A 26497-nucleotide genomic window follows, 5' to 3' on the forward strand; every position below is an offset into this window, starting at 1 on the left:
GTTGTGCGAAGCCTCAACGCCAGGTTGTGCGACGTCGCGTTGGCGCTGCATCGGGAAACCGGCGAAAAATGTTGATTCCTTTACCGAAAACCGCCGAAATCGGCATTGGATGCCTCGCCAAGGCAGAATGCGGCCGCTGGCCCGTTGATTGATCGGTCGCCTGCGGCTAACGATCATGACAATGTGACCGTACGTGCAGAGGGGTCCCCGTTGGACGCGATCGAAAAAGCGATCCGGAATGCCTTCGAGAAAGGCAATGCCGAAGACCGCGCGTTTCGCGAGCGGGTCTACCGATCGGCCTTCGCCGCGCTTGATCGCGCCCTGCAGGCCAACCCGAACGTGACGGTGGAAGTCGCCATCAAGCGCCGCAAGGCGGTGCAGGCCAAGATAACCGAAATCGAATCCGAATTCCTGCCGGCGGTTCCCGCTGTCGGCCGGCCGACCGATGACGACGCTGCAGCACCGGCTGTGGAGCAGCCGGCTGGCAGCGAAGCCGATGCCGATGCCGAACCCGGGGCCGATGCCGAACCGGATGCCGGCGCCGACGCTGAACCGGCGCCGCCGCCTGAGGTCATTGTCGACGGTCCGGCGGAGTCTCCTGCATCGGTCGCGCCTCCTGTTTCGGACGCGCCCCCTGCTTCCGATGCGGCACGCTCGCGCGTCTTGCCGGTCGTTCCCGACATCATGCCCGAAGCGGCTTTTCCCGATGCGCCGGAGATCGACTTGTCGTCCCCCCAATCGGCCGGTGACGGCGACGCAGAGGTGATGCCCGACCGCGACGACAGGCGGGTGAGAGGTCCCCGCCTGCCTCTCACCGCGATCTTCCTCGGCGTGACTCTGCTCGCAGCCGCCGGCATCGGCCTCTATTTCGCTGCCCAGACCGGCGTCTTCAAGTCGGCGGCCGAACTCGACACCGCCCCGCCGCAAACGCCACCGACGGTGGAAGACGATGATTTCACGCCGTCAGGCGACACGGCCCCGCCGCTGAACGCCGGCGAGGCGGATGAGGCACGCGACTGGATCAATGTGTTTTCACCGAGCGACCCGACGCTTGTCAGCGCACCTTCGGATGCCAAGGCCGGAGTCATGCAGGATGACAGCGGTTCTTTCCTGCGCATCCGGTCGGGCGCCTCCGGTTCGGCGATCAGCTTCGACGTCGAGCAAGGCGTCTTGGACAAACTCGCCGGCAAGCACGCCACGTTCGACATCATCGCCCGCTCCGAGGAGGGCCAGGAGACGCAGATCTCCGTCGACTGCAATTTCGGCGAACTCGGCGACTGCGGCCGCAAGCGCTACGCGGTCGGCCACGAGCGCAACGAATACCTCTTCGATGTGCGGTTTCCGGACAAGCGTCCGGGCGCTGCCGGCACCATCGCCATCAATTCCGACTTCGACAAGCAGGGCAAGTCGGTCGACATCTACGAGATCCGCGTCGCGATTGTTCCTTGAGCCTCAACGCATCGGCCCGAAAATCGGAATCGATTTTCGGAAAGCACGATGCGTAGATTATAACTGTTTAGAGCGTACTTTGTGCGTCCAATTGGACGCACGTCGCTCTAACTATCGAGCAGCGCCTGCAGCGTCTCGATGCGGTCGGCTTCGGCCGCCGGCTTGTCCCAGCGCAGCCGTGAAATGCGCGGAAAGCGCATGGCGACACCGGATTTGTGCCGTGTCGAGCGGTTAAGCCCTTCGAACGCCACCTCCAGTACCAGGCCTTGTCTGCGGTCGGCCCGCACCGAGCGGACCGGGCCGAAGCGCTCGATCGTGTTGTCGCGGACATATTTGTCGATCTGCCTTAGTTCCTCGTCGGTGAAACCGAAATAGGCTTTCCCCACCGGCACCAGTTCCTCCGATCCTTCCGGGCCGGACCACACGCCGAACGTGTAATCGGAATAGAAACTCGAACGCTTGCCGTGGCCGCGCTGGGCATACATCAGCACGGCGTCGATTGTGTGCGGATCGCGCTTCCATTTGAACCATGGGCCTTTCGGCCGGCCGGTGAGATAGGGCGAATCCCAGCGCTTCAGCATCACGCCTTCGATCACCGGATGAAGCGGCTTGCGGCGCATTTCCTCCAGCGCCTGCCAGTCGGTGAATTCGACAAGCGGCGAAAGATCGAAGCGGCTCGGGTCGAGCGTCTGCACGAAGGCTTCGAGGTGGCCGCGCCGCTCGCGGAAAGGGTGCGTGCGCAAGTCCTCGTCGCCGATCTGAAGCACGTCGTAGCAGCGCACGAAGGCCGGGTATTGCTGCTGGATCTTCGGTGTCACGCTCTTGCGGTTCAGCCGCTGCTGCAGGTCCGAGAACGTGCCGGTCGCCTGCCGGGGATCGCCGACCAGAAGCTCGCCGTCGAGCGTGGCGGAGAAATCCATCGCCTCTGCGAGGTCAGGAAAAGCCCCGGAGACATCGTCGCCGGTGCGCGAATAGAGCCGGCGAACACCGCCTTCCGATACCGCCTGGACGCGGATGCCGTCCCATTTCCACTCGGCGGCGTAGTCGGCCGCGTCGAGCTTTTCGAGGTCGCCGTCACCGATCGGGTTGGACAGCATCACCGGCCGGAACAGCGCCAGCCCTGTCTTCTTGGGTTTGTCTGCCTTGCCCTCCAGCCAGGCGAACAGCTCGGCATAGGGCGGCGTCAGCCCGTGCCAGAGTTCTTCGATCTCGGCGATGTCGACCTTGCCGAGATCGGCCAGCGCCTGCTTGGCCAGCCGCGCCGAAACGCCGATGCGCAGGCCGCCGGTGACCAGCTTGATTACGGCGAAGCGCGCCGAGATGCTGGCGCTGTCGAGCAGCCGGGCCAGCACCTTCGGCCCGTCGGAACGGCTCGCCGCCTGCAATTTCGCGACGACCTCGGCGAGCGTCGGCTCATGGTTGGCGATATCCGCCGGTGATTGCGGCCAGACCAGCGACACGGTCTCCGCCAGGTCGCCGACATAGTCGTAGGAATAGCCGAACAGCACCGGGTCCATGCGCTCCATGACCAGCGCGCGCAGCATCGCCGGCTTGACCGCCGCGATGGTCAGGTCGCCGGTGATGGCAGCCAGCGCCAGGCCGCGATCCGGATCCTCGACGCTGCGGAAATAATCGCTCAGCAGCGTCAGCTTGCCGTTGCGCGACGGCGTCAGCACGAGGCGGTCGAGGAGTTCGGCGAAGCGGTTCATGATGCGGGCCGCGCCAATGGGCCAGCCTTGCGTTCTGTCGCGCCGCCGTGAAGCGCTACATCGGCCGTGACCACCATCAATCGCCCTCGTCCTCGTAGCCGACGAGATGCAGCGGCCGCGCAGCGATGCCTTCGAGTTCGCACCAGCGCACCAGGGCCTCCTCGCGGCCATGCGTCACCCAGATTTCCCCGGCGCCGGTCTCCCTTATCGTGGCGGTCAGTTCGTCCCAGTCGGCATGGTCGGAAACGATCAGCGGCAGCTCGACGCCGCCCTGCTTGGCGCGCTGGCGGATGCGCATCCAGCCGGAGGCAAAGCACGAGATCGGATCGGGAAAGCGCCGCGCCCAGCGGTCGGCGAAGGCCGAGGGCGGGCCGACGACGATGGCGCCGGTGAAATCCTCCTTGCCACTGCTTTCGACGGTCGCCGGCTCCAGCGTCCCGAGCTCGATGCCCTGGCTCTGATAGTAGTCGCTGAGCTTGGCCAGCGCGCCGTGGATATAGATCGGCCTGTCGTAGCCGGCGTCGCGCAGCAAGCGCATGACGCGCTGCGCCTTGCCGAGCGCATAGGCGCCGACCAGATGCGCGCGTTCGGGAAACTGCGCCGTCGATTTCAGCAGGCGGGCGATCTCTTCGGTATCGGGCGGATGACGGAACACCGGCAGGCCGAAAGTCGCCTCGGTGATGAACACGTCACACTTGACCGGTTCGAACGGCTCGCAAGTCGCGTCCCTCTGGCGCTTGTAGTCGCCCGAAGCGACGATGCATGAGCCCTGATGCACGACCTCGATCTGCGCCGAGCCCAGCACATGGCCGGCCGGATGGAAGGTTACGGTGACGCCGTTCAGCGCAATCGCCTCGCCAAGTGCTGCCGCTTGCGTCGTCCCGGCAAAACCCTCGCCGTAGCGCAGCCGCATGATGTCCAGCGTCTGTTGTGTAGCCAGCACCGAGCGGTGGCCGGAACGGGCATGGTCGGAATGGCCGTGTGTGATCAGCGCCCGGCTGACCGGCCGCACCGGATCGATGAAGAAATCGCCGGGCGGGCAATAAAGGCCCTCGGGCCGAGGGTGAAGCAGGTCGCTGGCGCGCATGGCTCCAAGATAGTTGCTAATTCCGGCGCGGGAAGCCTGTTGCAAGTGACTGCTGACTCGGCATACAGGCAACTGCCGGCGGGATCTCCATCGCGAAATCGCATCAGGCCTTGTCCGGCGACCCTTTTCGTTCACCTGCGCCACACGTGGCGGCGGCTGCGAAAAAGTCCGATTCGCGTGCCCGAAAGGGCAGGACACTGACACGGAGGACGTTGCATGCGCTGGAACTTGGTGGTGTTGGCATCTTGCCTGGCAATAGCCGGTTGCGTCGGCACCTCGATTGCCGAGCGACAGGACGCGAATGTCCAGTCCTCGCTGCAATATGACAGCGTGCCTTGCGATCAATTGCTGGCGCAACGAAACCGGCTGGCGCAGCAATACCGCCTTCCACTGGATGCCAAGCCGTCCTTCTCCGATCCCGGGGTGGGCCTCGGCCCGTTCACGCCGGACGCCCGTTCCAAGGCCCAGCGCGACGTCGAACAGGCAAGCGGCCGGATCGACGCCATGAACCGGTCGATCGCCCGCCGCGAATGCGGCAAGCCGGGTTAATACCCGGCGTTGCGATCGACGACGTTCTCGAGCTTCTCGCCGCGCTCGAAGGCGGCCATCTGGCGCAGCATGATCGGCACCAGATGCACGGGATCGGAGGTCGCCGCCGCATGCGGGGTCACGAACACCTTCGGGTGGTTCCACAGCCGGCTGGTCTTCGGCAGCGGCTCGACCTCGAACACGTCGAGGCTCGCCTCCTTGAGCGTGCCGTCCTCCAGCGCACGCAGAATGTCGGCGTCCTTCTGCAACTTGCCGCGCCCGGCGTTGATCAGCACTGAGCCGCCGAGGCCGTTGCGTTTCCTCAACTCCTTCAGCACGCCGTAATTGATGATGCCTTGCGTCTGCGGCGTAAGCGGCAACAGCACCACCAGGATATCGGTGGCGTTCAGGAAGGGGATCAAGCCGGCCTCGCCGGCATAGGTCGAAACGCCTTTCACCGGCCTGTCGCCGCGCGACCAGCCATTGACCGCAAAGCCGAGCGACAAAAGCACCGACGCCGCCGCGCGGCCAAGCGTGCCGAGCCCCATGATGCCGACGGAGATGTCGCCGGCCGGCCGCTGCGGCGACTCGTGCCAGATCTTCTTTTGCTGCTGCGTCCGGTAGAGCATGCCTTGACGGTGATGATCGAGCACCCGCCAGACGACATACTCGGTCATGTACTGGGTCAAATTGTCGGCCACGACCTTGACGATCGGCACGTCGGGCAAAGTGGGATCGGCGAAGATGTGGTCGACGCCGGCGCCGATCGAAAAGACAGCGCGCAGATTGGGCAGGGACGACAGAAGGTTCGGCCGCTGCTTCCAAACCACCGCATAGGTGATCGAAGGATCGCTGGCGCCTTCCGGCTCGAGCACCACCTCGCGTTCGGCCGCCAAGAGTTCGCGCCAACGGCCTGGATGGATACCGGTGAGGGCAAGCAGGACACGGCCTTTTTCCATGGCGGGTTCTTTTTCCTTTATGCGGTACAGCCTACTCGCTGACGATGCCGACCGGCGCCGTTTCGATCCTGAATGCGGCCGAGATCAGCGCCTTGGTATAGTCGGTCTGCGGCCGTTCGAAAATCTGTTCGGACGGACCGGCCTCGACGATCCTGCCATTGCGCATGACGATGACGTCGTTGGCAAGCGCACGGATGACCTTCAGATCGTGGCTGATGAACAGATAGGCGAGGTCGTGCTTCGCCTGCAGGCTGCGCAGAAGGTCGACCACCTGCGCCTGCACGCTCATGTCGAGCGCCGAGGTCGGCTCGTCCAGCATGACGAAGCGCGGGTTGAGCACCATGGCGCGGGCGATGGCGATGCGTTGGCGCTGGCCGCCGGAAAACTCGTGCGGATAGCGATTGCGCGTGGCGGGATCGAGCCCGACTTCACCGAGCACATCGACAATGCGCTTGTCGCGCTCATCGGGCGACAGTTTCGGCTCGTGGATCTTCAGCCCTTCCTCGATGATCTCGGAGACCGACATGCGCGGACTCAACGACCCGAACGGATCCTGGAAGACGATCTGCAGCTCGCGCCGCAGCGGCCGCATGGCGTTGAATGACAGCTCGTTGATATCGCGCCCGTTGAACTGAATGGTCCCGGTCGACGACATCATCCTGGCCAGCGCCAGGCCGAGCGTCGTCTTGCCCGATCCGGATTCGCCGACGACGCCGAGCGTCTGGCCGGCGCGCACGGTGACGTCGATGCCGTCGACCGCCTTCACATTGTCGACAGTGCGCCGGAAAAAGCCTTTCTTGATCGGAAACCAGACTTTTATGTCCTGGCCGGTCATCACTGGCCTGGCGGCTGCGTTGGCGGCGGGCGGCTTGCCCTTGGGTTCGGCGGCAAGCAGATGCCGCGTATAGCTGTGCTGCGGGTTGGCGAAGATTTCCTTCGTCGGCCCGGTCTCGACGATCTTGCCCTTGGTCATCACGCAGACCCGGTCGGCGATCTTTCTGACGATGCCGAGATCGTGGGTGATGAACAGCATCGACATGCCTTTGCGGCTCTTCAACTCCGCGAGCAGTTCGAGGATCTGCGCCTGCACGGTGACGTCGAGTGCGGTCGTCGGCTCGTCGGCGATCAGCAGTTCCGGCTCGTTGGCCAGCGCCATGGCGATCATGACGCGCTGGCGCTGGCCGCCGGAAAGCTGGTGCGGATAAGCGTCGAGCCGCTTCTCCGGCTCGCGGATGCCGACCTCGTTGAGCAGCTCCAGCGTGCGCGCCTTGGCCTGGCGGTCACCCAGTCCCTGGTGCAGCGTCAGCACCTCCACGATCTGCTGCTCGATCGTGTGCAGCGGGTTGAGCGAGGTCATCGGCTCCTGAAAGATCATGGTGATCTTGTTGCCGCGCACGCGGCGCAATGCCTTCTCGTCGGCGGCGAGCAGGTCGGCGCCCTGGAACAGGATCTTTCCCGACGGATGGCTGGCGGCCGGATAGGGCAGCAGCTTCAGCACCGACAGCGCCGAGACCGACTTGCCGGAGCCGGATTCGCCGACCAGCGCCACCGTTTCGCCCTTGGCGATGTCGAAGGAGATGTGGTCGACCGCCATCGATTGGCGGCCTTCCTGCGCGAAGGCGACGCTGAGATCGCGCACGGAGAGGAGAGGGGCGTCGCTCATCTGAACGTCTTGCGCGGATCGAAGGCGTCGCGGGTCGCCTCGCCGACGAAGACCAGCAGCGACAGCATCAGCGAGATGACGACGAACCCCGAAATGCCGAGCCACGGCGCGTTGAGGTTGCGCTGCGCCTGCTTGAGAAGCTCGCCCAGCGAGGCCGAGCCGGGCGGCAGGCCGAAGCCAAGATAGTCGAGCGAGGTCAGCGTCGAGATCGAGCCACTGAGCAGGAAGGGCAGGAAGGTCAGCGTCGCCACCATGGCGTTGGGCAACAGATGCCGGAACATGATCGTACCGTTGGGTACGCCCAGCGCGCGCGCGGCGTTGACATATTCGAAGTTGCGGGCGCGCAGGAACTCGGCCCGCACCACGCCGACCAGCGCTACCCAGGAGAACAGCAGCATCAGCCCGAGCAGGATGAAGAAGCCGGGCGGCAGGATGGCGGCGACGATGAGGAGCAGATAAAGCACCGGGATCGCCGACCAGATTTCTATGAAGCGCTGGAACAGAAGGTCGGTCCAGCCGCCGAAATAACCCTGCAATGCGCCGGCCGTCACGCCGATCACCGCCGAGCCGGCGGTGAGGATCAGGCCGAACAGCACCGAGACCCTGAATCCGTAGATGACGCGCGCCAGCACGTCGCGCGCCTGGTCGTCGGTGCCCAGCCAGTTCCAGTTGCCGACGACGCAATTGGGGTCGGCGGCGCCTTGCGGATACTGGTTGCAACGTGTCTTGGTGTCATAGAGCCAAGACGGCTTGGTTGGTGCGGCCTCGGGAATGGCGTTGTTGACGGTCCGGTAGGAGTAGCGGACGGGCGGCCAGATCATCCAGCCATGAGCATTGATCTCGTCCTGGATGACCGGGTCGCGATAGTCGGTGACCGCATAAAAGCCGCCGAACTTCTCTTCGGGATAAGCGACCACGACCGGAAACAGGATTTCGCCCTTGTAGGAGACGAGGACCGGCTTGTCGTTGGCGATCCATTCGGAAAACAGCGACAGCACGAAAAGCACGAGGAAGATCCACAACGACCAGTAGCCGCGCCGGTTGGCCCTGAAATTCTGCAGCCGCCGCTGGTTGAGCGGCGACAGCCAGGGCCGTGCGCTCCGGCCCGGCGCCGTTTCGGCTGCGGCCCCGGCCATCAGACGTCTCTCCGCTCGAAGTCGATGCGCGGGTCGACCCAGGTATAGATCAGGTCGGACAGCAGCCCGACGATCAGACCAAGCAGCGAGAAGATGTAGAGATTGGCGAACACCACCGGATAGTCGCGCTCGACCACCGACCTGAAACCGAGCAGGCCGAGGCCGTCGAGCGAAAAGATGTTCTCGATCAGGAGCGAGCCGGTGAAGAAGGCCGAGATGAAGGCGCCGGGAAAGCCGGCGACGACGATCAGCATGGCGTTGCGGAAGACGTGACCGTAGAGAACCCGCCGTTCCGACAGACCCTTGGCGCGCGCGGTCACCACATATTGCTTGCGGATTTCCTCGAGGAACGAATTCTTGGTCAGCAGCGTCGTGGTGGCGAAGGCCGACAGCACCAGCGCCGTCAGCGGCAAGGTCATGTGCCAGAGATAGTCGACGATCCGCGCCGGCCAGGACAACTGGTCCCAATTGTCGGAGGTGATGCCGCGCAGCGGGAACCAGTCGTAGAACGATCCGCCGGCAAACAGCACCATCAGCAAGATGCCGAACAGGAAGCCCGGAATGGCGTAGCCGACAATGACGACGCCGCTGGTCCATACGTCGAATGCCGAGCCGTCCTTGACTGCCTTGCGGATGCCGAGCGGGATCGAGATCAGGTAGGACAGCAGCGTGATCCACAACCCGATCGAGATCGACACCGGCATCTTCTCCAGGATCAGATCGATCACTGAAATGTCGCGGAAATAGCTGTCGCCGAAATCGAACCGGAAATAGTTCCACAGCATCATGCCGAAGCGCTCGAGCGGCGGCTTGTCGAAGCCGAACTGCTTTTCCAGCTTGGCGATGAATTCGGGGTCGAGCCCTTGCGCGCCGCGATATCTCGAACCGGCATCGCCGGCCACGTCGAAATTGCTGGCGCCGGCGTCACCGCCGCCGCCGCCAAGGCGATCGCTGCCGCCCTGGTTGGTCAGCCGGGCGATGACCTGCTCGACCGGCCCGCCCGGCGCGAACTGGATGACGGCGAACGACACCGCCATGATGCCGAACAAGGTCGGGATCATCAGCAGGATGCGGCGCAGGATATAGGCGCCCATCAGTTTTTACCCTCCCCCTTGTGGGGAGGGTCGATCCGCGAAGNGGNGNGGGGTGGGGGTGCTTTCACGTCAATGCATGCGCCGGCACCCCCACCCCGGTTCGCCATCCGCGCAGTGCGCGGACTGCTCACCGACCCTCCCCACAAGGGGGAGGGTGAAGTGCTGTGCAACATCTCACCCTTTGCCAATCTTTGCCGCCTTGTCCTTGTCGAACCACCACAGCGCCTCGACCGGAAAGCCGAAATCGGGCTTCTGCTCGGGAAAGCCGAACATGTCCCAATAGGCGACTCGGTGATTCGCGAGATAATATGTTGGAATCCAGTCTAGCCGCGCGCGCAAGACCCGATCGAGCGCTTTGAGCGCCGTGATCAGTTCGACCCGGCTCTGCGCCTTGCCGGCTGCCTCGATCAGTGCATCGATGGCCTTGCTTTCCGTGCCGGGATAATTTCGCATCCCCGGCGTTTTCGCCATCCGCGAATCGTAGAGTATCTCCAGGCCGTCGGCAGTCGGCGTCGCCCCGATCGACCAGGCGAGCAGGGTGAAATCGAAATCGAAATTGCTCTGCCGCTGTTCATATTGCGTCGAATCGACCTGCCGGATCGAAGCGTCGATGCCGATCGTTTTCATGTTCTCGGCCCACGGCGACAAAAGCCGAACGATGCCGTCGTCCTCGGCCAGCATTTCCACCCGCAGTGGCTCGCCCTTTTCATTGACAACGAAATTGCCCGCCCGCTTCCAGCCGGCTTCGGCAAGCAGTCTCGAAGCCGCGCGCAGCAGCTTGCGGTCGTGGCCCGAACCGTCGGAGACAGGCTGCATCACCGCTTCGCCGAAGGTTTCCGGCGGCAACTCGGCTCGGAACGGCTCCAGCAGGGCCAATTCCTCGGGCGAGGGCAGGCCCTCGGCCTTGTAATCCGACCGCTCGAAATTCGATTGCGAGCGCTCGTAGGCGCCGTAAAACAGAACCCGCTTGGTCCATTCGAAATCGAAGCAATTGGCGATCGCGCGTCTGACGCGCACATCGCCGAATTGAGCACGACGCTGGTTCAGCGCGACAGCCTGCATGGATGGCGTTTTCTCGCCGGGAAATTCGCGTTTGACGACCCGGCCGTCCTTCAGTGCCGGAAAGTCGTAACCGGTTGCCCATACCCGCGAGGTAAATTCTTCGCGAAAATGCGTGTCCCCCTTCTTCAGGGCTTCAAACGCTGCCTGGCGATTGATGTAAAAATCGATGCGGATGCGGTCGAAATTATAGACGCCGCGGTTCACGGCCAGATCCCTGCCCCAATAGTCGGCGACGCGCTCATATTCGACGGTCTGTCCGGCCGCCACGCGCCCTATTTTGTAAGGTCCGGAGCCGAGCGGCGGTGTCATCGTCGAGGCATCGAAATCATTGACCGTATAAAAGGCTTTGGACACGATCGGCATGGCGACGATCGCAAGGATATTCTGCGCGGATTGTTTGCCGTTGAAGGTGAGGTCCACGGTAACCGGATCGGCCGCAACCGCTTCCGTCATATGCCGCAACGCCTGGGAGAGGTTCGGATGGCCCTTATCCTTGTAAAGCTTCAATGCGAAGGCGACGTCCTCCGCGGTCATTGGCGAGCCGTCGTGGAAGCGTGCTTGCGGTCGCAGGCTGAAGCGGAAGCCATTGCGGTCCGGCGACAAGGTAACCGACTCGGCAAGCCGGCCATAGACCGCATCCGGCTCATCGAGTGCGCTAGCCATCAGCGAATCGAAACAGAGTTCGGTGCGCGGCGGCGATTCCCCTCTCAACACCAGGGAATTCAGCGTGTTGAACGTCAGGAAGCTCTGATTGAAAGTGGAGTTCGGCGGTGCGAAATTCATCTGGCCGCCCTTGGGCGCGTCCGGATTGACATAGTCGAAATGCGTGAAACCTGGGGAATATTTGAGGTCGCCGAAGGCCGACAGACCATGCAGCTTGACCCCCGTCGGGATGGCGGCGAAGGCGCGGCCGGGCAACAGCGCTGCCGTCGTGGCCGCGACGCCCAAGGCCAGAAAGTCGCGGCGGGCCAGCGAGACGCGGCGGGGGAGCGCCGCCATCAATTGCCACTCTTGTATTTTGCCGCCAGCGCGTTTTCCTTGTCCGCATCGATCCACCAGGAATTCTGGTCGACGCCGCTATAGGCCGGCTGCTTTTCCGGGATGCCGAACTTGTTCCAGTACGCTATCCAGACCGCCGACCGATGGTGTTGCGGCACGACATAGTAATTCCACAGCAGCACCCGGTCGAGCGCATGGGTGGCAGCAACCAGATCGTCACGGTCGGTCGCGAAGATGACGCGGTCGACCAGCGCATCGACGACCGGATTCTTGATGCCGGCGTAGTTGCGCGATCCAGGCGTGTCTGCGGACTTGGAACTCCAGAAGTCACGCTGCTCGTTGCCAGGCGAATCCGACTGCCCCAACTGCGATATGGTGACGTCGAAATCGAAATTGTTGACGCGGTTGATGTATTGGGTCTGGTCGATCAGCCGCAGCGTGGCGTCGACGCCGATCTTGCGCAGATTGGCGATATAGGGACTGGAAAGGACCTGGTCGGTATCGTTCCAGCCGAGGATTTCGAACTTGAACGGCTCGCCTGTCTTGGCATTGACCATCTTGCCGCCCTTGATCACCCAGCCCGCCTTGGCGAAGAGATCGACCGCAGTCTTGAGATACTTGCGTTCCGCCTGCGGCGAATCGTAGACCGGCAGCTTGAATTCCTGGGTGAAGACTTCGGGCGGCAGCTTGTCGCGATATGGCTCAAGGATTTCCAGCTCCTTGCCTTGTGGCAGGCCGCTCGATGCCAGTTCGGTGCCTTGGAAGTAACTGCTGGTACGGGTGTTGGAACCGAAGAACAAGGTACGATTCATGGCCTCGAAGTCGAGCGGGTAAGTCAGCGCGGCGCGTACCAGACGATCCCCAAACAGCGGACGCCTTGTGTTGAGCATGAAGGCCTGCATCGGTTCGGGTGAGGCGGTCTTGAATTCCTGCTTGATGACGTCGCCTGCCTGGACCGCCGGGAAATTATAGGCGGTGTTCCAGCGCCTCGAACTGTTTTCCGACCTGATGTCATGCAGTCCGCCCTTGGTGAAGGCCTGCCAGGAGGCATTGTCGTCGAGAAAGTAGCTGAAACGCTGCCTGTCGAAATTCTCGCGGCCGATCTTCACCGGCAGTTTGGCAGCCCAGTAGTCCGGAACCCTCTGCCAGATGATTTCAGAGCCCGGCTTGAAGCTGGCGATCTTGTAGGCGGCCGAGCCGAGCGGCGGATCCTGCGTCGGCCTGGTGATGTCGCGTTTCTTGCCGGTGGCGTCGGTACCTTCCCACCAATGCTTCGGCAGCACGACGAGATCGCCGAGAATCTTGGGCAACTCCCGGTTGCCCTTCTGGTCGAAATGGAATTCTACCTCGCGGTCGGAAACCGCGACCGCATCGGTGACATTCTCGAAATAGCGGCTGTACATCGGGCTGTTGGCCTTCAGCACCTGAAAAGACCAGATCACGTCGTCGGTGGTGATCGGCTTGCCGTCATGCCATTTGGCCCGCGGATCAAGACGGTAGGTCGCAGAGGAATAGTCGCCGGGGTGTTTGTAGGCGTCGGCGATCAGCGGATGGCTGACGCTGCCTTCGTCGGTTGCCTGCTCCATCAGCGTGTCGTAGAGCAATCCGCCGCCGAACGGGGCGAATCCAGCCGCGGCGGAACCCTGGACGATATACGGATTGAAGCTGTCGAACGTGCCGAGCACCACCGAATTCAGCGTGCCGCCCTTCGGCGCGTCCGGATTGACGTAATCATAGTGCTGGAAGTTGTCGCCATATTTGGAGTCGCCGATCAGCGACGAGGTGGTGCGCCATTCGTCCGCCAAGGCTGCCTGCAGGCCGCCGGCGAAAGCCGCCACAACCAGCATCGATCTGAGAAACGTTCGGCCAACCGTCATGCCTTCTCCTCTGTGCGATAGCTGCTAGCGGACAATCTAGATCATTTGACGCTCATGAAAACCGCGACAGGCCGGCTTTGTCGCCGTACATGCGCTTTTCCCATTGAAAAAGCCGGGCTGAACCCGGCTTTTTCAAGGAATGTTTCGATTACAATTGCGTTATTGCGCCGGAGCTGGTGCGGGAGCAGCAGGGGCCGGAGCAGCGGGGGCTGGAGCAGCAGGGGCGCCCGGTGCTTCACCCTCTGCCGGCTTGGCCGGCGCGGCGCCCTCGGCGGGCGCGGCTGCATTCTCGGCCGAAGCGCCGGGTGTCGGCAGCGGCTTCGGACTGTCCGACAGCGTGCGCAGATAGGCGATGACGTTGGCGCGGTCCTCGTCCTTCGGCAGGCCGGCGAAGCCCATCGCCGTGCCCTTCACCAGCTTCTTCGGCGAAAGCAGAAAGTTATTGAGGTGGTCGTACGTCCATTTTTCCGCGCCGCCCTTGGAAAACTCTTTCATGCCGGCCGAATAGGCAAAGCCCGCATGCTCGGCGATGGGACGGTCGACGATATCCCAGAGATCAGGGCCGACCTTGTTCGGTCCGCCTTTTTCGCCGGTGTGGCAGGCCTGGCACTTCTTGAACACGGACGCACCCGCCTCGACATTGGCGTTGGCCAGGAGGTCGGCGATCGGCTTGGCTTCGGCGGGGGCTGCCGGGCCGCCCTCGGCAGGCTCCTCGGTCGCCTCGATGGCGTAGCCGGGTTTTTCCGGTGCTGGGGAGGCGAACAGCGCGTCGGATATGATGCCGACCGAGAAGACGACGAACACGGTTCCGAGCAGGCCGCCGATCAGCTTGTTGATTTCGAAAGAGTCCATACGCCCCAGGCTCCCTTTTCCGGCGGACCGATCCGTCCACTCCGTCCGTCGGTAATCGTGAACCACCCCGCGAGGCGGTCAAATCGGGCGGAAACTAGGTCTTTTGCTCTGGCGTTGCAACACCTATAAGGGCGCTTCCAGTGAGACCTTTTGCCACTTTTCCCTTCCTCTTTTTCGGATGCTTCATCACCCGATGTCCACGCTCATCCTCATCCCGGCCCGCATGGCCTCGACCCGCCTGCCGGGCAAGCCGCTGGCCGACATCGCCGGCGTTCCGATGATCGTCCATGTCGCCCGCCGCGCCGCCGAGGCCGGGCTCGGCCGGGTGGTGGTCGCTACCGATACTGACAGCGTGGCGGACGCGGTGCGGACGCACGGTTTCGAGGCGGTGATGACGCGCGTCGGCCACGAATCGGGCTCCGACCGCATCTTCGAGGCGCTGGCCACGCTGGATCCCGGGCGCAAGGTCGAAACGATCGTCAATGTGCAAGGCGACCTGCCGACAATCGATCCCGACATCATCAATGCCGCACTGAGGCCTTTCGAGGATGCGACGGTCGACATCGCCACTCTTGGCATCGAGATCGTCCGCGACGAGGAAAAGACCAATCCGAATGTCGTCAAGATCGTCGGCTCGCCGCTGTCGGAGACACGGTTGCGGGCCCTCTATTTCACCCGCGCCACCGCACCCTGGGGCGAGGGGCCGCTCTATCATCACATCGGCCTCTATGCCTATCGCCGCTCGGCGCTCGAGCGCTTCGTCGCGCTGAAGCCGTCGCCGCTGGAACGGCGCGAGAAGCTCGAGCAATTGCGGGCGCTGGAGGCCGGCATGCGCATCGACGCCGAGATCGTGCAGTCGGCGCCGTTCGGCGTCGACACGCCGGACGATCTCGAACGCGCCAGAACTGTCCTTTCAACCTGAGACATTTGGACACCTGAGACATTTGGCATGCCCGAAAAAACCAACAGAATAGCCTTCCAGGGCGAGCCGGGCGCCAATTCCGACACCGCCTGCCGCAACATGTTCCCTGATATGGAGCCGTTGCCGTGTCCGACCTTCGAGGATGCTTTCAACGCGGTCGAGACCGGCAAAGCCGACCTCGCCATGATCCCGATCGAGAACACGATTGCCGGGCGCGTCGCCGACATCCATCATCTCCTGCCGGAATCGAAGCTGCACATCGTCGGCGAATATTTCCTGCCGATCCATTTCCAGCTGATGGTTCTGCCGGGCGTCAGGCGCGACCAGATCAAGACCGTGCACAGCCACATCCATGCGCTCGGCCAGTGCCGCAAATATATCCGCAAGAACGGCTGGAAGCCGGTGGTCGCCGGCGACACGGCGGGCGCCGCCAAGCTGGTCGCAGAGCTGAAGGACCGCACCATGGCGGCGCTGGCGCCGGCTCTGGCCTCGACGCTCTATGGGCTCGACATCATCGAGCAGAATGTCGAGGACACCGACAGCAACGTCACCCGCTTCGTCGTGCTGACCAGGAACAGGCAGTGGGCCGAACGTCCCTCGTCCGAGGCCAGGATGATGACGACGTTCATCTTCCGCGTCCGCAACGTGCCGGCCGCGCTCTACAAGGCGATGGGCGGCTTCGCCACCAACGGCATCAACATGACCAAGCTGGAGAGCTACCAACTCGGCGCATTCACCGCGACCCTGTTCTATGCCGACATCGAGGGTCATCCCGACGATCCGCTGGTAAAACTGGCGCTCGACGAGCTTGCCTTCTTCTCGCGCGAAATGCGGATTCTGGGCGTCTACCCGGCCAGCCAGTCGCGCGAGCAATGGAAGGTGGCGGATTAGCGCAGCGCCTTGCCAGGTGACCGGCGCCGGGCGACATTGCTGCGATGTGGCTTCTGAAACTGACGCTTGCGGTCGCTGGATTGTATGCAGTGATTGTTGCCGTCGTGTATGCGCTCCAGTCCTGGCTGATCTTTCCGGCCGGCCTTGCGGCGTCCGGACCCGATCTGCCGGCCGGGGTCCGCCATGTCGAACTGGCGACTGAGGATGGCGAGCGCGTCGTTCTGGTCCGCCTGCCGGGAAGGCAGGCGCCGGCCGAGCCACGCCCGCTGCTGCTGGGGTTCGCCGGCAACGCCTGGAACGCCGACGCGCTTGCCCTTATGCTGCACCAGCTATTTCCCGAACATGAGGTCGCTGCGCTGCACTACCGCGGCTATGCGCCGAGCAGCGGAAGCCCGTCGGCCGCGGCCCTGCTCGATGACGCGCGACGCGCCCATGACCATCTGGCCGGCGACGCCAAAGCCGGCATCGTCGCCGTCGGCCTTAGCATCGGCGCTGCGGTTGCGGCCGATCTGGCGACGGCCCGGCCCCTGCGCGGCATCATCATGGTTACTCCCTTCGATTCGCTCAGAGAACTCGCCGCTCACCACTATCCCTGGCTGCCGGTTCGCCTCTTGCTGCGGCACCGCATCGAGACGGCAGAAACGCTGCGCAACCTCGATGTGCCCACGGCCGTCATCACCGCCGAGAACGACACCATCGTACCTGCGGCGCGTTCGGCACCTCTGCGCGAGGCTGCCCGTGACCTGCGCAGCCACATCGCCATAGCGGCTGGCCACAACGACCTCTATGGCCATCCCGACTTCGCCGGAGCGCTACGCGCCTCCGTTGCGGCGGTCACGCGCGATTGACGAGCAGTTGGGTGGCGAACGGACAAGCTCTGGCAGCAATTTGGCCGCAAGACACAATGGGGCGTCAACCGCGCCGCGCCGCCTCGATCGCGGCGACGTCGATTTTCACCATGGTGATCATCGCATCAAACGCGCGCTTTGCCTCGTCGCCGCCAGCCGCCATCGCGTCAGTCAGCACGCGCGGCGTGATTTGCCAGGAAATCCCCCATTTGTCTTTGCACCAGCCGCACACGCTCTCCTCGCCGCCATTGCCGACGATGGCATTCCAATAGCGGTCGGTCTCCTCTTGATCGTCGGTGGCGATCTGGAACGAGAACGCTTCGTTGTGCTTGAACTCGGGACCCCCGTTGAGGCCGATACAAGGAAGGCCCGCGACTGTGAATTCGACCGTCAACACCTCGCCTTCCTTGCCGGCCGGGTAGTCACTGGGTGCACGGTGCACAGCACCCACCACGCTGTCAGGAAATATCTCGGAGTAGAAGCGGGCGGCGGCCTCTGCGTCCTTATCGTACCAGAGGCAAATCGTGTTCTTTGCCATTTGCGGGTTCCTTTCGCTTTGAGGCCAAGTTCCCCATCCGCCCTCATCCGAAATAGGTAGCCAACCACTTTTCTCCACCCTGCGATGACTGGAGTTGGCCTTTTTGCACACCATCACAGGGCGGCCGGCCATGTGCATGACAGGCGGGTTGCGGAAGGTGTTTCGATTGAAAGCAGATTCCTTCGCTCCTGAAATCAGAATGTAACGTCCTCCGCGAATTTTTCGCTCCGCCTTCGTTCGCATCGGATCGACGAGCGGACGGAATTGAGTCAACACGGAGTTTGTTACCATGACTACGAAGCACTTCAGAAGCGGGATCGCCGTCGATCGGTCCGATCCCGCCATCGTAACTGAGAACAAAACAGGCAGGCCGACCGCGCCACGGATCGTTGGTCTTCGCCACGTCGGCATGGTCGCCGAAAACCCGGCTGCGCTCGCGCGATTTTATGAGGATGTCCTCGGCCTTCAGGTGGTCGGCGGCAGTGGCGAAGAATACCCGTTCGGCGCCACCGCCTTCCTGAGCAGCGATCCGGCCGAAGACTCCCATCAGATCGCGATCTTCACCAATCCTGCCTTGCGCCACATCGCATTCAAGGTTGGCACATTGGCCGATCTGCGCGCCGCTTACACGCGCATCGTCGACATGGGGCTGCCGATCAAGATGGCTTTCAATCACGGTGTGTCGCTTGCATTCTATTTCGAAGACCCTGAGGGAAATCTCGTCGAAGTCTACTGGGCGACCGGTATGGCCTTCGGCCAGCCTTACGGGGATCCGCTCGATTTGACGCTGCCCGAAGAGGCGTTGCGGCAGGAGGTCGAGCAACTGATGCGGCAGGCGAGTGTACAGACGCCACAATCTCTGCCCTTCGCATCCGCGTCATAGCGCGGAGCGGGTCGCTCTTTCATCCTTCCCACCATTCAATTCTCACACCTAACGAGGAAATAGCAATGACGACACCGCTATCGCGGACGCGTACCGCTGCGCCTGGCCACGACATGACGGACCTCTGGCAGGCCCATATGGATCACGAATTCATCACCAAGGACGTCGATTCAACCATGCAGACCATGGTCAACGACCCACACGTCATTCATGTACCGGTCGCCACCGGCGGCGCGGCTGGGACAACGTCCGGAACTTCTATGCGACGTCCTTTATTGGCCGCAGTCCGCAAAGCACCAGGCTCGATCTCATCTCACAGACCGTGGGAGAGAAACGCATCGTCGACGAGTTTCTGTTCTCTTTCATTCACGATATCGAGATGCCGTGGATCCTGCCCGGCGTCGAGCCGACCGGCAGGCCAGTGAACATCCCGGTGGTCGCTATCGTTTCAATTCAGGACGGCCGGGTCGAAAGCGAGCACATCTATTGGGACCAAGCTTCGGTGCTTGCGCAGATCGGACTGATCGACAAGACGGCTCTGCCGATCCTCGGTGCGAGGCAATCACGCGCGCTGACCGATGCAGCCGAGCCGCTCAACGCGCTGATTTCCTCCTCCGCGCGCTTCGCGCGGCCAAGAAGAGACAGGTGACGACCGGCAGCGCCGCGAAAGAGACCGACCGGCGTGGCGGCTCTCGGATTGAGAGTCGCTGCGGCCGGATTATTGCCGTCCGTATGGCGGCACCACTGGCTACGACTGTAGCTTCCGTCGACGCGGTGAAACTTATGATTGGAATGCGTCCGCATGCTTATCTTGTTCATCATCGCAGCCATTGTCTTTCGCATCGTGATGCTTGCGATCTCGATGCGAAATGAAAAAGCGCTGCGAGAGAATCGGGCGATCGAGTACGGTTCGCGGAACTCGCGCTGGCTCGCCCTGGCCCACATTACCTTTTACATCGCAGCTTCGATTGAAGGCCTAGCTCGACCGACGTCTTTCGACCTCGTCACGATCATCGGGCTAGCCCTGTATGGCTTCGGTGCCGTGATGTTGCTGGTCGTCGCGTTTCTGCTTGGTCGTTTCTGGACGGTAAAGCTAATGATCGCCCGAGACCATGTGCTGATAACGCACCCTCTTTTTCGGTGGGTTCGCCATCCGAACTATTATCTCAACATTCTCCCCGAGCTCCTTGGGTTTCGCGCTTACGCTGCACGCCTTTTTCACTCTTATGGTCGGCCTGGCGATTTACGCGGTGCCGCTTGGCATCCGCATACTCCAGGAGGAAAGAGCGATGCGCAAGCACTTCCCTGGCTACTGACAGACTGATTCCGTCAGTTGGGACGCTTCAGTATAATCAGAGGTGATTATAAATCAACCAAACCGATGCATTTCAAATGAAACAATCAAGACATACTGCATAAACATTGTGGTGGTAGCCAGGCTGCCTCGGGACGTCGAGAGAAACTAAGTGTTCCAATTACAGGCATACTTACCACGTCATCACAAGATAGGAATACAGGAGATCATCCAGATGACCTCAAGATCAACAACCTTTGTCGCGTCTGCAATCGCGATCATAACTACCGCCGCCGCCCCGGCCGCTCCGCTGACACCGGCGGAGGCAGCGCGGATCGACGCATCGTCGTTGCCTGCCCCCGGAGAGCCGAGCCTTGCCGAAATCCGCCATGCAACGGAGCGGTTCCGCGACGTCAATGTCGCGCCCGCGGAGGGCTACATCCGCGATCCCGCAAACATGTGCGAGACCGCCGAAATGACCGGACAGCCGCGGAAATTAGGGGCTATGGGCCTCCATTACTTTCGCCCCGATATGCTCGGCATCACCGCTCCGCCCAACCCGCGCGTCGACGGCACCGGCACGCATGCGGACTTCGGCAAGCCCGCGGTCCTCGTCTACGAGCCGCAGGCCGACGGATCGCTCGAGCTGATCGCGGTGGAGAATCTCGTCTTCGCGAAAGCGTGGAAGGAAGCCGGCCACCACGCCCCGCCTTCGTTCCACGGCGTTCCCTGGGACACTATGATCGACGACCCGGCGACGCCCGTCGATGAGGCGCATGACTTCGAGCCGCATCACGACCGGCATGTCTGGCTCTATCGAGAAAACCCGAACGGCATCTTCGCCCAGTTCAATCCGCGGGTGACCTGCGCGCATCACAATCCCGGTGCGCCACACGCCCACCAGCATACATCAGGCCAGTAAGACCCAGCCCACCTGCCGATCGGCTCGCGCCGAGCGGCAGGTGACGCTCGGAGCGCACGCGCTCGCCGCGGGCGCTCAACGAACGCAATCTCGGCAACGCCAGGACAGCGCCAGTCACATGTGGGACAACGGGCTCAAGAAGCCAATCTTCGCCGGACTTGGACCCGAATCTCACGCCATCTTCCGGCGCGGCGACAGCACCGGGCTGACTGCGAGATCACTCCCAGATCCCGCGAACTTCTCTCATCCAGATGTCGGAATTCCGGCTCGACATTCGTCCTTTGCTTGCCACAATCGAAGAAAGAAGGCGACGAGATGCGGAGCCTGATCTCGATCAACGACGTGACGCACGATGGCGCCATTCGATCACCTGGAGCCTGCCAATGAGCCCCACCATCACCGCCTTTGAACAGTCGCCCGATCGCGGCAGGGGACTGGCGCGCGACATGCGTGTTCGCTGGGCGCTTGAAGAAGTCGGCCTGCCTTACCAGGTTCGTCTTGTTTCGTTCAAAGCGATGAAGGAACCCGCGCATCTCGCGCTTCATCCTTTCGGGCAGATTCCGACCTATGAAGAAGGCGATCTCGCGCTGTTCGAGTCGGGGGCGATCGTGTTCCATATCGCCGAGCGCCATGCTAGCCTGCTGCCAGACGAGGCGAATGCCAGGGCGCGCGCAATCTCATGGATGTTTGCCGCGCTCAACACCGTGGAGCCGCCGATCCTTGAACGCCAAACCGCCGTGCTCCTGGAGCGCGACGAGACCTGGCACGAACAGCGCCTGCCTATGGTCGAGGATCGCATCCGTGACCGGCTGGGCGAGCTTTCCGGTCGCCTTGGCGATGCCGACTGGCTCGATGGTGCGTTCAGCGCCGGAGATCTGATGATGGTGCACGTGCTGCTAAGGTTGAGCGGGTCCGGTATGCTGGACGAATATCCGAACCTCTCCGCCTATGTCGCCCGTGGCGAAGCCCGGCCCGCCTACAAACGTGCTTTCGCCGCTCAACTGGCGGTTTTCACAGGCAAGTCACCAATTTAGCTCAGCGGCGCGTAGTCGATCTCCAAAAACGCCGCGACCTCCGGGATCCAGCGGTCGCGGACGAAGGCGACGTGGTCGGGATGGTCGTTGTAGCCGGAATAGGCAGCCTGGTCGGCGAACTCCATCGAGAAGCCGAAACGATAATCGTTCTTCGGGCTGACCTGCCGCAACTGCTCGAATTTCTCGACGCCCGGTATCGCCGCCAGTATTTGGGCGTCTGCCAGAAATTTTGCCTCCTCGGCCGAGCTCTCCTTGTGCTTCAGCCTGAACACCACTGTATGACGGATCATTTTTGCTTCCCCTGCAAGGCTATGCGCTGTCGGCCCAGGCGCGGATGAGGTTATACGCGATCGCCCCCTTCGGCGGCGTGACCAGGCTGCCCGGATGCTCGCGGGCCAGCATCGACAGCACCTCGTCGCGAAAGAACCAGCGGCAGTCTTCCAACTCGTTGAGGTCGGCCTGGATGTCGTCGTTGAGCGGCTCGCCGAAGCAGCCGATCATCAGCGAATAGGGAAACGGCCAGGGCTGGCTGGCGTGATAGACGACGCGGCCAAGCCTGATGCCGGCTTCCTCCAGCGTTTCGCGGCGCACCGCCGCCTCGATCGTCTCGCCGGGTTCGATGAAGCCGGCAAGCGCCGAATACATGCCGGCCGCGAAATGCCGGCCGCGGCCGAGCAGGCATTTTTCACGCGTCGCCGTCAGCATGATCGCCACCGGGTCGGTTCGCGGAAAATGCTCGGTGGCGCAGGCCGGGCAAAGCCGCTTGTAGCCGCCGGCCCGCATCGCGGCTTCAGCGCCGCATTTGCTGCAGAAGCGGTGGCTGGCATGCCAGGCGAGCAGCGCTGCTCCTTGCGCCATTGCGCCGGCCGCCGCCTCGTCGATCAGCCCCTGCATATAGACCGAGCGATAGTCGATGGCCTTGATCGTCTCCGGCAGTTGTTCGGGATCGAGCCCGGCCGGCACGGCGAGCACCGGGCCGCTGTCGGAAAAACCGAGCAGGACGCCATGGTCGAGCGACGCCCGGAGCGGCCGGCTTTCCTCGGCGCCGAACCAGGGGTCGAAGCCGCCACCAACGAGCTTCAGGTAGAGCCGCCCGCCGTGCATCAGCAAAAGCCTGGCTGAAGGATCGGCGAGCGCCTTTTCGACGGAATCGTCGGCGCGGTTTTCCGATTGCCGGTCGATCCTATTGCCGGCGAAGCCGACGAACTGGCTCGGCTCGCGCAAGGGCGCGTCAAACAGGCGGAAGCTCATCGGAGACTCAAGGTTCAGGATGGACACGGGACAGGCTTATAGCGCCGCCTTTATCTTCTGCGCAAACCGGCGCAGGTCCGAGCGCTCGTAGGGCTCGCGCATACCGTGCCCCCACACCGGGCCGGGCCAGCCGGGATCGCCTTCCGAGCGCGCGACGACATGGACATGCAACTGCCGCACGATGTTGCCAAGTGCGCCGCTGTTGATCTTGGTGCAGCCGGTCACGCTTTTCAGCGCCTGCGCCACCATGTTGGTCTCGAACGTCAGCATCGCCTGGTCGAGCGGCGTCAAATCATGGATTTCCTCCGCGCCCGGCCGCTGCGGCACCAGGAGCAGCCACGGCCAGCGACGGTCATTCATCACCCGCAACTCGCACAGGCCGAGCCACATCAACTGCTCGCTGTCGGCCTCCAGACGAGCATCCAGCGTGAATCCGGCCTCGAGGCCCGGCGACATCGGCGTTTCCTTCACTTTTGTAGTATTTTTTTACTCCATGGACGCTAGAGCGGCTGCCGTTAGCCCGCAAGAGGGCGGCAAGCGAATCAAGGCCTATCATGGCGATGATGGTCCGGCGAAGAACTCGGGGTATGGCCTGTCAAGACCTGGGCTGGAATGAAGTCACCATCTCGCCCCCTCTGGTCCGGCCATGTCTTTCGCTCATCTGTTCTTGCTTTGTGCCGGCCGCTATGCCTGTAGTTTCAACATGGTGCTTAATCGCGCCAGCGATCCGCCTCCGAGGCGGTTTTTTATTTTCTGGTTTCGCCGCCCGTCACTGCGCCCTTGCATTTCATCGCCGGATTGCCGATATGGGAGCCGGGAGGTTGGTGGTGGACGGTCCACTCGCCAACCGGGTCAGGTCCGGAAGGAAGCAGCCCTAACGAGCCCGGAACGGGTCATTGTTCCAGCCTCCCACCTCTTCGCCTTTCTCCCGCGACATTGACGGCGCCAAGCCCTGCGGGCGAAACTATGCGCAGGAATCGGCCGCCTGCAGGCGCGGCCCTTGGAGCTTTACGGGCGAATGAGCGAAGCCGGAAATTCGGGAACGGAAAAGGCCGCTGCCTACCGCGTTCTGGCGCGTAAATACCGTCCTGCCAATTTCTCCGAACTGATCGGCCAGGAGCCGATGGTCCGCACCCTCACCAACGCCTTCGCCACCGGCCGCATCGCCCAGGCCTGGATGCTGACCGGCGTGCGCGGTGTCGGCAAGACGACGACGGCGCGCATACTCGCGCGGGCCCTGAACTACAAAACATCGACCGTCGACCAGCCTTCGGTCGATCTTGCCGTGCCGGGCGAGCATTGCCAGGCGATCATGGAAGGCCGCCATGTCGACGTCATCGAGATGGACGCCGCCTCGCACACCGGCATCGACGACATCAGGGACATCATCGAGCGCGTGCGTTATGCGCCGGTGTCGGCGCGCTACAAGGTCTACATCATCGACGAAGTGCACATGCTCTCGACGCAGGCCTTCAACGGCCTGCTGAAGACGCTGGAAGAGCCGCCGCCGCACGTCAAATTCATCTTCGCCACCACCGAAATCAGAAAAGTTCCGATCACCGTTCTGTCGCGCTGCCAGCGCTTCGATCTCAGGCGTATCGATGCCGGCACGTTGGTCGCGCACCTCTCCTCGATCGCCGGAAAAGAAGGCATCGCGGTCGATGACGACGCGCTGGCGATGATCGCCCGCGCGGCCGAGGGCTCGGCGCGCGATTCGCTGTCCATTCTCGACCAGGCAATCGCCCATGGCAGCGGCGCGGTCAGCGCCGAAGCGGTGCGCGCCATGCTCGGGCTGGCCGACCGCGCCCGCATCGTCGACCTGTTCGAACTTGTGATGAAGGGCGATGTGGCGGCCGCACTGGCCGAATTCCGCAACCAGTACGACACCGGCGCCGATCCGGCCGCTGTGCTGACCGACCTGGCCGAGTTCAACCATCTCGTCACCCGGCTGCGCTTCGTGCCGACAGCCCTCGATGACGCCTCGCTGTCGGACGACGAGCGCCGGCGCGGCGCCGATTTCGCCAAGGCGCTGTCGGTCAGGGTGCTGTCGCGGACCTGGCAGATGCTGTTGAAAGGCATTCCCGAGGTGCAGTCCTCCAACCGGCCGGTCAGCGCCGCCGAAATGGTGCTGATCCGGCTGGCGCATGCCGCCGACTTGCCGACACTGGACGAGGCGCTGAAATCGCTGGAGGGCGCAGCGTCGGTGCCGAATGGCGCGCCACGCTCGAATGGTGCACCCGCAACCTCTGCTGCCGCAAATCCCGGCCCGGCAAATCCCGGCCCAGCAAATCCCGGTAATGGCGGCGTCGGCGTGGCGCAGGCGCGGATGCCGGCGGCCAATGGCGGCGCCCAGACGATGCGGCTGGTCGAACCCGAGCCGATGCCTGCGCCTTTCGTTCCGGCGCCGGAGCCGGTCGCCGATGCGCCGCCGGTGCCAGTGAAATCGCTGGCCGACATCGTCGCCCTTGCCGACGCCCAGCGCGACATCGCCTTCAAGGTGCTGGTCAAGCGCTGCGTGCGCCTGGTGCGCATCGAGCCGGGCCGCATCGACGTCAGCCTGACCGATGACGCGCCGAAGATGCTGCTCAACGATCTGACCGCCAAATTGCGCGCCTGGACCGGACGCAGCTGGCTGGTGTCGCTGTCAAAGGAAGAGGGCGGCCAGACGCTGGCCGAGATGGAATCGACCAAGCGCGAAAACGCACTCCTCGATGCCAAGAGCGACCCGACCGTCGCCGCCATCCTGGCGCGTTTTCCCGGCTCCAGGATCATCGACGTGCGCATTCCCGACGCACCGGAAGCCGATGCGGTGGAGGCCGAGGTTCCGATCGAGCCGGCCACCGACGAAGACGAAACCTGAGCATGATCCCGAAAATTCGGAGAAGATCATGCTTAAACTAGAAACAGATCAATCGTAGAGGACAACGCGATGAAAGACCTTCTCGGCCTGATGGGCAAGGCGAAAGAAATGCAGGCCAAGTTCCAGGCCATGCAGGACGAGATCGCCACCTTGGAAGCCACCGGACAGGCCGGCGGCGGCCTGGTCAGCGTCACGCTGACCGGAAAATTCGAGATGAAGGCGCTGAAGATCGACCCGTCGCTGTTCAAGGAGGACGAGGTCGAGATTCTGGAGGATCTGCTCCTCGCCGCCCACAATGACGCCAGGGCCAAGGTCGAGCAGACGATGCAGGAAAAGACCCAGGCATTGACCGCCGGGCTGCCGATACCGCCGGGAATGAAGCTGCCGTTCTAAGAGGCTGTACGTCGGTCAAGCGAGCCCATGGCTTGGCCCGGCAAGCCCACTCTGCGAAGGTTGCGACGCTCTGCGAAGGCTGCGCCGCTCGAAGGTCATGCCGTTGCAGTAGCCGAGGAGCGCGGCGATCAACGCCCACCTGCCGGCCATCTGTGTCCATTAGGCAACTCCGCTCACTTAATAACGCTTTAGCCATCTTTTTGCCCGAAAGTGTCTCATTCTTGCCGCAACCAGGGGCGGGCTGGC

The 26497-nt window shown here is 63.0% G+C and carries 25 protein-coding genes and 1 other RNA gene; 13 read left to right on the top strand and 13 right to left on the bottom strand.

The window, feature by feature from the left end; translation table 11 throughout:
* Positions 1-210 precede the first annotated feature (210 nt).
* A complete protein-coding gene (locus M727_RS0104370) occupies positions 211-1449 on the top strand; it encodes a hypothetical protein (RefSeq protein WP_027151645.1) in 1239 nt (412 codons plus the stop codon).
* Between the two features lie 107 nt (positions 1450-1556).
* Here M727_RS0104370 and M727_RS0104375 read toward each other — a convergent pair whose 3' ends face one another.
* Together M727_RS0104375 and M727_RS0104380 are read right to left on the bottom strand one after the other, a co-directional pair.
* The gene (locus tag M727_RS0104375) at positions 1557-3158 is read right to left on the bottom strand and encodes a cisplatin damage response ATP-dependent DNA ligase (protein ID WP_027151646.1); all 1602 of its coding nucleotides are present in this window, start codon (positions 3156-3158) and stop codon (positions 1557-1559) included.
* A 76-nt stretch (positions 3159-3234) separates the two neighbouring features.
* Positions 3235-4245, bottom strand: coding sequence for a ligase-associated DNA damage response exonuclease (locus M727_RS0104380; protein WP_027151647.1), 1011 nt, complete (start codon positions 4243-4245; stop codon positions 3235-3237).
* Between the two features lie 216 nt (positions 4246-4461).
* Between M727_RS0104380 and M727_RS0104385 the strand changes: the two genes are divergently transcribed.
* Positions 4462-4794, top strand: coding sequence for a hypothetical protein (locus M727_RS0104385; RefSeq protein WP_027151648.1), 333 nt, complete (start codon positions 4462-4464; stop codon positions 4792-4794).
* Here M727_RS0104385 and M727_RS0104390 read toward each other — a convergent pair.
* The 7 genes from M727_RS0104390 to M727_RS0104420 all read right to left on the bottom strand — a co-directional run bounded on the left by M727_RS0104390 (position 4791) and on the right by M727_RS0104420 (position 14415).
* A complete protein-coding gene (locus M727_RS0104390; RefSeq protein WP_027151649.1) occupies positions 4791-5732 on the bottom strand; it encodes a glyoxylate/hydroxypyruvate reductase A in 942 nt (313 codons plus the stop codon). The two genes, M727_RS0104385 and M727_RS0104390, sit on opposite strands and share 4 nt — an antisense overlap.
* A gap of 31 nt (positions 5733-5763) precedes the next feature.
* Positions 5764-7395, bottom strand: coding sequence for an ABC transporter ATP-binding protein (locus tag M727_RS0104395; RefSeq protein WP_027151650.1), 1632 nt, complete (start codon positions 7393-7395; stop codon positions 5764-5766).
* Positions 7392-8531 carry an ABC transporter permease gene (locus tag M727_RS0104400; RefSeq protein ID WP_027151651.1) on the bottom strand — a complete coding sequence of 380 codons (1140 nt, stop codon included), beginning with the start codon at positions 8529-8531 and terminating at the stop codon, positions 7392-7394. The genes M727_RS0104395 and M727_RS0104400 overlap by 4 nt, the downstream gene beginning before the upstream one ends.
* Complete coding sequence (locus M727_RS0104405; protein ID WP_027151652.1) at positions 8531-9625, bottom strand: microcin C ABC transporter permease YejB; 1095 nt, start codon at positions 9623-9625, stop codon at positions 8531-8533. Before M727_RS0104405 ends, M727_RS0104400 begins: the two co-directional genes overlap by 1 nt.
* A gap of 174 nt (positions 9626-9799) precedes the next feature.
* Positions 9800-11686: an extracellular solute-binding protein gene (locus tag M727_RS0104410; RefSeq protein ID WP_027151653.1), complete on the bottom strand. Its 1887-nt coding sequence runs from the start codon at positions 11684-11686 to the stop codon at positions 9800-9802.
* A complete protein-coding gene (locus M727_RS0104415; protein WP_027151654.1) occupies positions 11686-13563 on the bottom strand; it encodes an extracellular solute-binding protein in 1878 nt (625 codons plus the stop codon). Before M727_RS0104415 ends, M727_RS0104410 begins: the two co-directional genes overlap by 1 nt.
* Before the next feature lie 159 nt (positions 13564-13722).
* Entirely contained in the window at positions 13723-14415 is a 693-nt protein-coding gene (locus M727_RS0104420; RefSeq protein WP_027151655.1) for a cytochrome c family protein, read from the bottom strand.
* Positions 14416-14608: 193 nt separating this feature from the next.
* Here M727_RS0104420 and M727_RS0104425 point away from each other — a divergent pair, with 193 nt between their 5' ends.
* The 3 genes from M727_RS0104425 to M727_RS39090 are packed head-to-tail and all read left to right on the top strand — an operon-like array spanning position 14609 to position 17076.
* Positions 14609-15337 (top strand): 3-deoxy-manno-octulosonate cytidylyltransferase, encoded by a 729-nt coding sequence (locus M727_RS0104425; RefSeq protein WP_027151656.1) that lies wholly within the window; start codon positions 14609-14611, stop codon positions 15335-15337.
* Positions 15338-15364: 27 nt separating this feature from the next.
* Positions 15365-16228, top strand: coding sequence for a prephenate dehydratase (locus M727_RS0104430; RefSeq protein ID WP_027151657.1), 864 nt, complete (start codon positions 15365-15367; stop codon positions 16226-16228).
* A gap of 44 nt (positions 16229-16272) precedes the next feature.
* Complete coding sequence (locus tag M727_RS39090; RefSeq protein WP_051505514.1) at positions 16273-17076, top strand: alpha/beta hydrolase; 804 nt, start codon at positions 16273-16275, stop codon at positions 17074-17076.
* A gap of 64 nt (positions 17077-17140) precedes the next feature.
* On the opposite strand, the gene M727_RS0104440 is transcribed toward M727_RS39090, so the two are convergent.
* Positions 17141-17614 carry a VOC family protein gene (locus M727_RS0104440; RefSeq protein WP_027151658.1) on the bottom strand — a complete coding sequence of 158 codons (474 nt, stop codon included), beginning with the start codon at positions 17612-17614 and terminating at the stop codon, positions 17141-17143.
* A gap of 289 nt (positions 17615-17903) precedes the next feature.
* Between M727_RS0104440 and M727_RS39095 the strand changes: the two genes are divergently transcribed.
* The 5 genes from M727_RS39095 to M727_RS0104465 all read left to right on the top strand — a co-directional run bounded on the left by M727_RS39095 (position 17904) and on the right by M727_RS0104465 (position 21747).
* Positions 17904-18497, top strand: coding sequence for a VOC family protein (locus tag M727_RS39095; protein WP_051505515.1), 594 nt, complete (start codon positions 17904-17906; stop codon positions 18495-18497).
* 322 nt (positions 18498-18819) lie between these two features.
* Positions 18820-19146 (top strand): hypothetical protein, encoded by a 327-nt coding sequence (locus tag M727_RS42275; RefSeq protein ID WP_027151659.1) that lies wholly within the window; start codon positions 18820-18822, stop codon positions 19144-19146.
* 153 nt (positions 19147-19299) lie between these two features.
* Complete coding sequence (locus M727_RS35835; RefSeq protein ID WP_245268443.1) at positions 19300-19821, top strand: isoprenylcysteine carboxylmethyltransferase family protein; 522 nt, start codon at positions 19300-19302, stop codon at positions 19819-19821.
* Between the two features lie 205 nt (positions 19822-20026).
* Positions 20027-20713 (top strand): hypothetical protein, encoded by a 687-nt coding sequence (locus M727_RS35840; RefSeq protein WP_084646632.1) that lies wholly within the window; start codon positions 20027-20029, stop codon positions 20711-20713.
* Between the two features lie 383 nt (positions 20714-21096).
* Positions 21097-21747, top strand: coding sequence for a glutathione S-transferase family protein (locus M727_RS0104465; protein WP_027151660.1), 651 nt, complete (start codon positions 21097-21099; stop codon positions 21745-21747).
* Here M727_RS0104465 and M727_RS0104470 read toward each other — a convergent pair.
* Genes M727_RS0104470 through M727_RS0104480 form a run of 3 tightly spaced genes read right to left on the bottom strand, consistent with a single transcriptional unit; the run spans position 21744 to position 23454 of the window.
* A complete protein-coding gene (locus M727_RS0104470; protein WP_027151661.1) occupies positions 21744-22037 on the bottom strand; it encodes a Dabb family protein in 294 nt (97 codons plus the stop codon). The genes M727_RS0104465 and M727_RS0104470 overlap by 4 nt on opposite strands.
* Before the next feature lie 19 nt (positions 22038-22056).
* Entirely contained in the window at positions 22057-22998 is a 942-nt protein-coding gene (gene nudC / locus M727_RS0104475) for an NAD(+) diphosphatase (RefSeq protein ID WP_027151662.1), read from the bottom strand.
* A 36-nt stretch (positions 22999-23034) separates the two neighbouring features.
* Positions 23035-23454, bottom strand: a complete 420-nt coding sequence (locus M727_RS0104480; protein WP_027151663.1) for an HIT family protein — start codon at positions 23452-23454, stop codon at positions 23035-23037.
* 360 nt (positions 23455-23814) lie between these two features.
* On the opposite strand from M727_RS0104480, the gene ffs reads away from it, so the two are divergent.
* From ffs to M727_RS0104490, 3 genes are all read left to right on the top strand, one after another.
* Positions 23815-23911, top strand: an RNA gene (ffs, locus tag M727_RS39670) — signal recognition particle sRNA small type.
* Positions 23912-24016: 105 nt separating this feature from the next.
* Positions 24017-25858, top strand: a complete 1842-nt coding sequence (locus tag M727_RS0104485; RefSeq protein WP_027151664.1) for a DNA polymerase III subunit gamma/tau — start codon at positions 24017-24019, stop codon at positions 25856-25858.
* Between the two features lie 69 nt (positions 25859-25927).
* A complete protein-coding gene (locus M727_RS0104490) occupies positions 25928-26251 on the top strand; it encodes a YbaB/EbfC family nucleoid-associated protein (protein WP_027151665.1) in 324 nt (107 codons plus the stop codon).
* Positions 26252-26497 lie beyond the last annotated feature (246 nt).

The sequence above is a fragment of the Mesorhizobium sp. WSM2561 genome (genome assembly GCF_000513915.1).
In the GTDB taxonomy this organism is placed as follows: Bacteria; Pseudomonadota; Alphaproteobacteria; order Rhizobiales; family Rhizobiaceae; genus Mesorhizobium; species Mesorhizobium muleiense.

Coding starts and splice junctions, on each gene's coding strand:
- M727_RS0104375 (WP_027151646.1), bottom strand. CDS start 3,158: ATGAACCGCTTCGCCGAACTCCTCGACCGCCTCGTGCTGACGCCGTCG.
- M727_RS0104380 (WP_027151647.1), bottom strand. CDS start 4,245: ATGCGCGCCAGCGACCTGCTTCACCCTCGGCCCGAGGGCCTTTATTGC.
- M727_RS0104385 (WP_027151648.1), top strand. CDS start 4,462: ATGCGCTGGAACTTGGTGGTGTTGGCATCTTGCCTGGCAATAGCCGGT.
- M727_RS0104390 (WP_027151649.1), bottom strand. CDS start 5,732: ATGGAAAAAGGCCGTGTCCTGCTTGCCCTCACCGGTATCCATCCAGGC.
- M727_RS0104395 (WP_027151650.1), bottom strand. CDS start 7,395: ATGAGCGACGCCCCTCTCCTCTCCGTGCGCGATCTCAGCGTCGCCTTC.
- M727_RS0104400 (WP_027151651.1), bottom strand. CDS start 8,531: ATGGCCGGGGCCGCAGCCGAAACGGCGCCGGGCCGGAGCGCACGGCCC.
- M727_RS0104405 (WP_027151652.1), bottom strand. CDS start 9,625: ATGGGCGCCTATATCCTGCGCCGCATCCTGCTGATGATCCCGACCTTG.
- M727_RS0104410 (WP_027151653.1), bottom strand. CDS start 11,686: ATGGCGGCGCTCCCCCGCCGCGTCTCGCTGGCCCGCCGCGACTTTCTG.
- M727_RS0104415 (WP_027151654.1), bottom strand. CDS start 13,563: ATGACGGTTGGCCGAACGTTTCTCAGATCGATGCTGGTTGTGGCGGCT.
- M727_RS0104420 (WP_027151655.1), bottom strand. CDS start 14,415: ATGGACTCTTTCGAAATCAACAAGCTGATCGGCGGCCTGCTCGGAACC.
- M727_RS0104425 (WP_027151656.1), top strand. CDS start 14,609: ATGTCCACGCTCATCCTCATCCCGGCCCGCATGGCCTCGACCCGCCTG.
- M727_RS0104430 (WP_027151657.1), top strand. CDS start 15,365: ATGCCCGAAAAAACCAACAGAATAGCCTTCCAGGGCGAGCCGGGCGCC.
- M727_RS39090 (WP_051505514.1), top strand. CDS start 16,273: ATGTGGCTTCTGAAACTGACGCTTGCGGTCGCTGGATTGTATGCAGTG.
- M727_RS0104440 (WP_027151658.1), bottom strand. CDS start 17,614: ATGGCAAAGAACACGATTTGCCTCTGGTACGATAAGGACGCAGAGGCC.
- M727_RS39095 (WP_051505515.1), top strand. CDS start 17,904: ATGACTACGAAGCACTTCAGAAGCGGGATCGCCGTCGATCGGTCCGAT.
- M727_RS35835 (WP_245268443.1), top strand. CDS start 19,300: ATGCTTATCTTGTTCATCATCGCAGCCATTGTCTTTCGCATCGTGATG.
- M727_RS35840 (WP_084646632.1), top strand. CDS start 20,027: ATGACCTCAAGATCAACAACCTTTGTCGCGTCTGCAATCGCGATCATA.
- M727_RS0104465 (WP_027151660.1), top strand. CDS start 21,097: ATGAGCCCCACCATCACCGCCTTTGAACAGTCGCCCGATCGCGGCAGG.
- M727_RS0104470 (WP_027151661.1), bottom strand. CDS start 22,037: ATGATCCGTCATACAGTGGTGTTCAGGCTGAAGCACAAGGAGAGCTCG.
- nudC (WP_027151662.1), bottom strand. CDS start 22,998: ATGAGCTTCCGCCTGTTTGACGCGCCCTTGCGCGAGCCGAGCCAGTTC.
- M727_RS0104480 (WP_027151663.1), bottom strand. CDS start 23,454: ATGTCGCCGGGCCTCGAGGCCGGATTCACGCTGGATGCTCGTCTGGAG.
- M727_RS0104485 (WP_027151664.1), top strand. CDS start 24,017: ATGAGCGAAGCCGGAAATTCGGGAACGGAAAAGGCCGCTGCCTACCGC.
- M727_RS0104490 (WP_027151665.1), top strand. CDS start 25,928: ATGAAAGACCTTCTCGGCCTGATGGGCAAGGCGAAAGAAATGCAGGCC.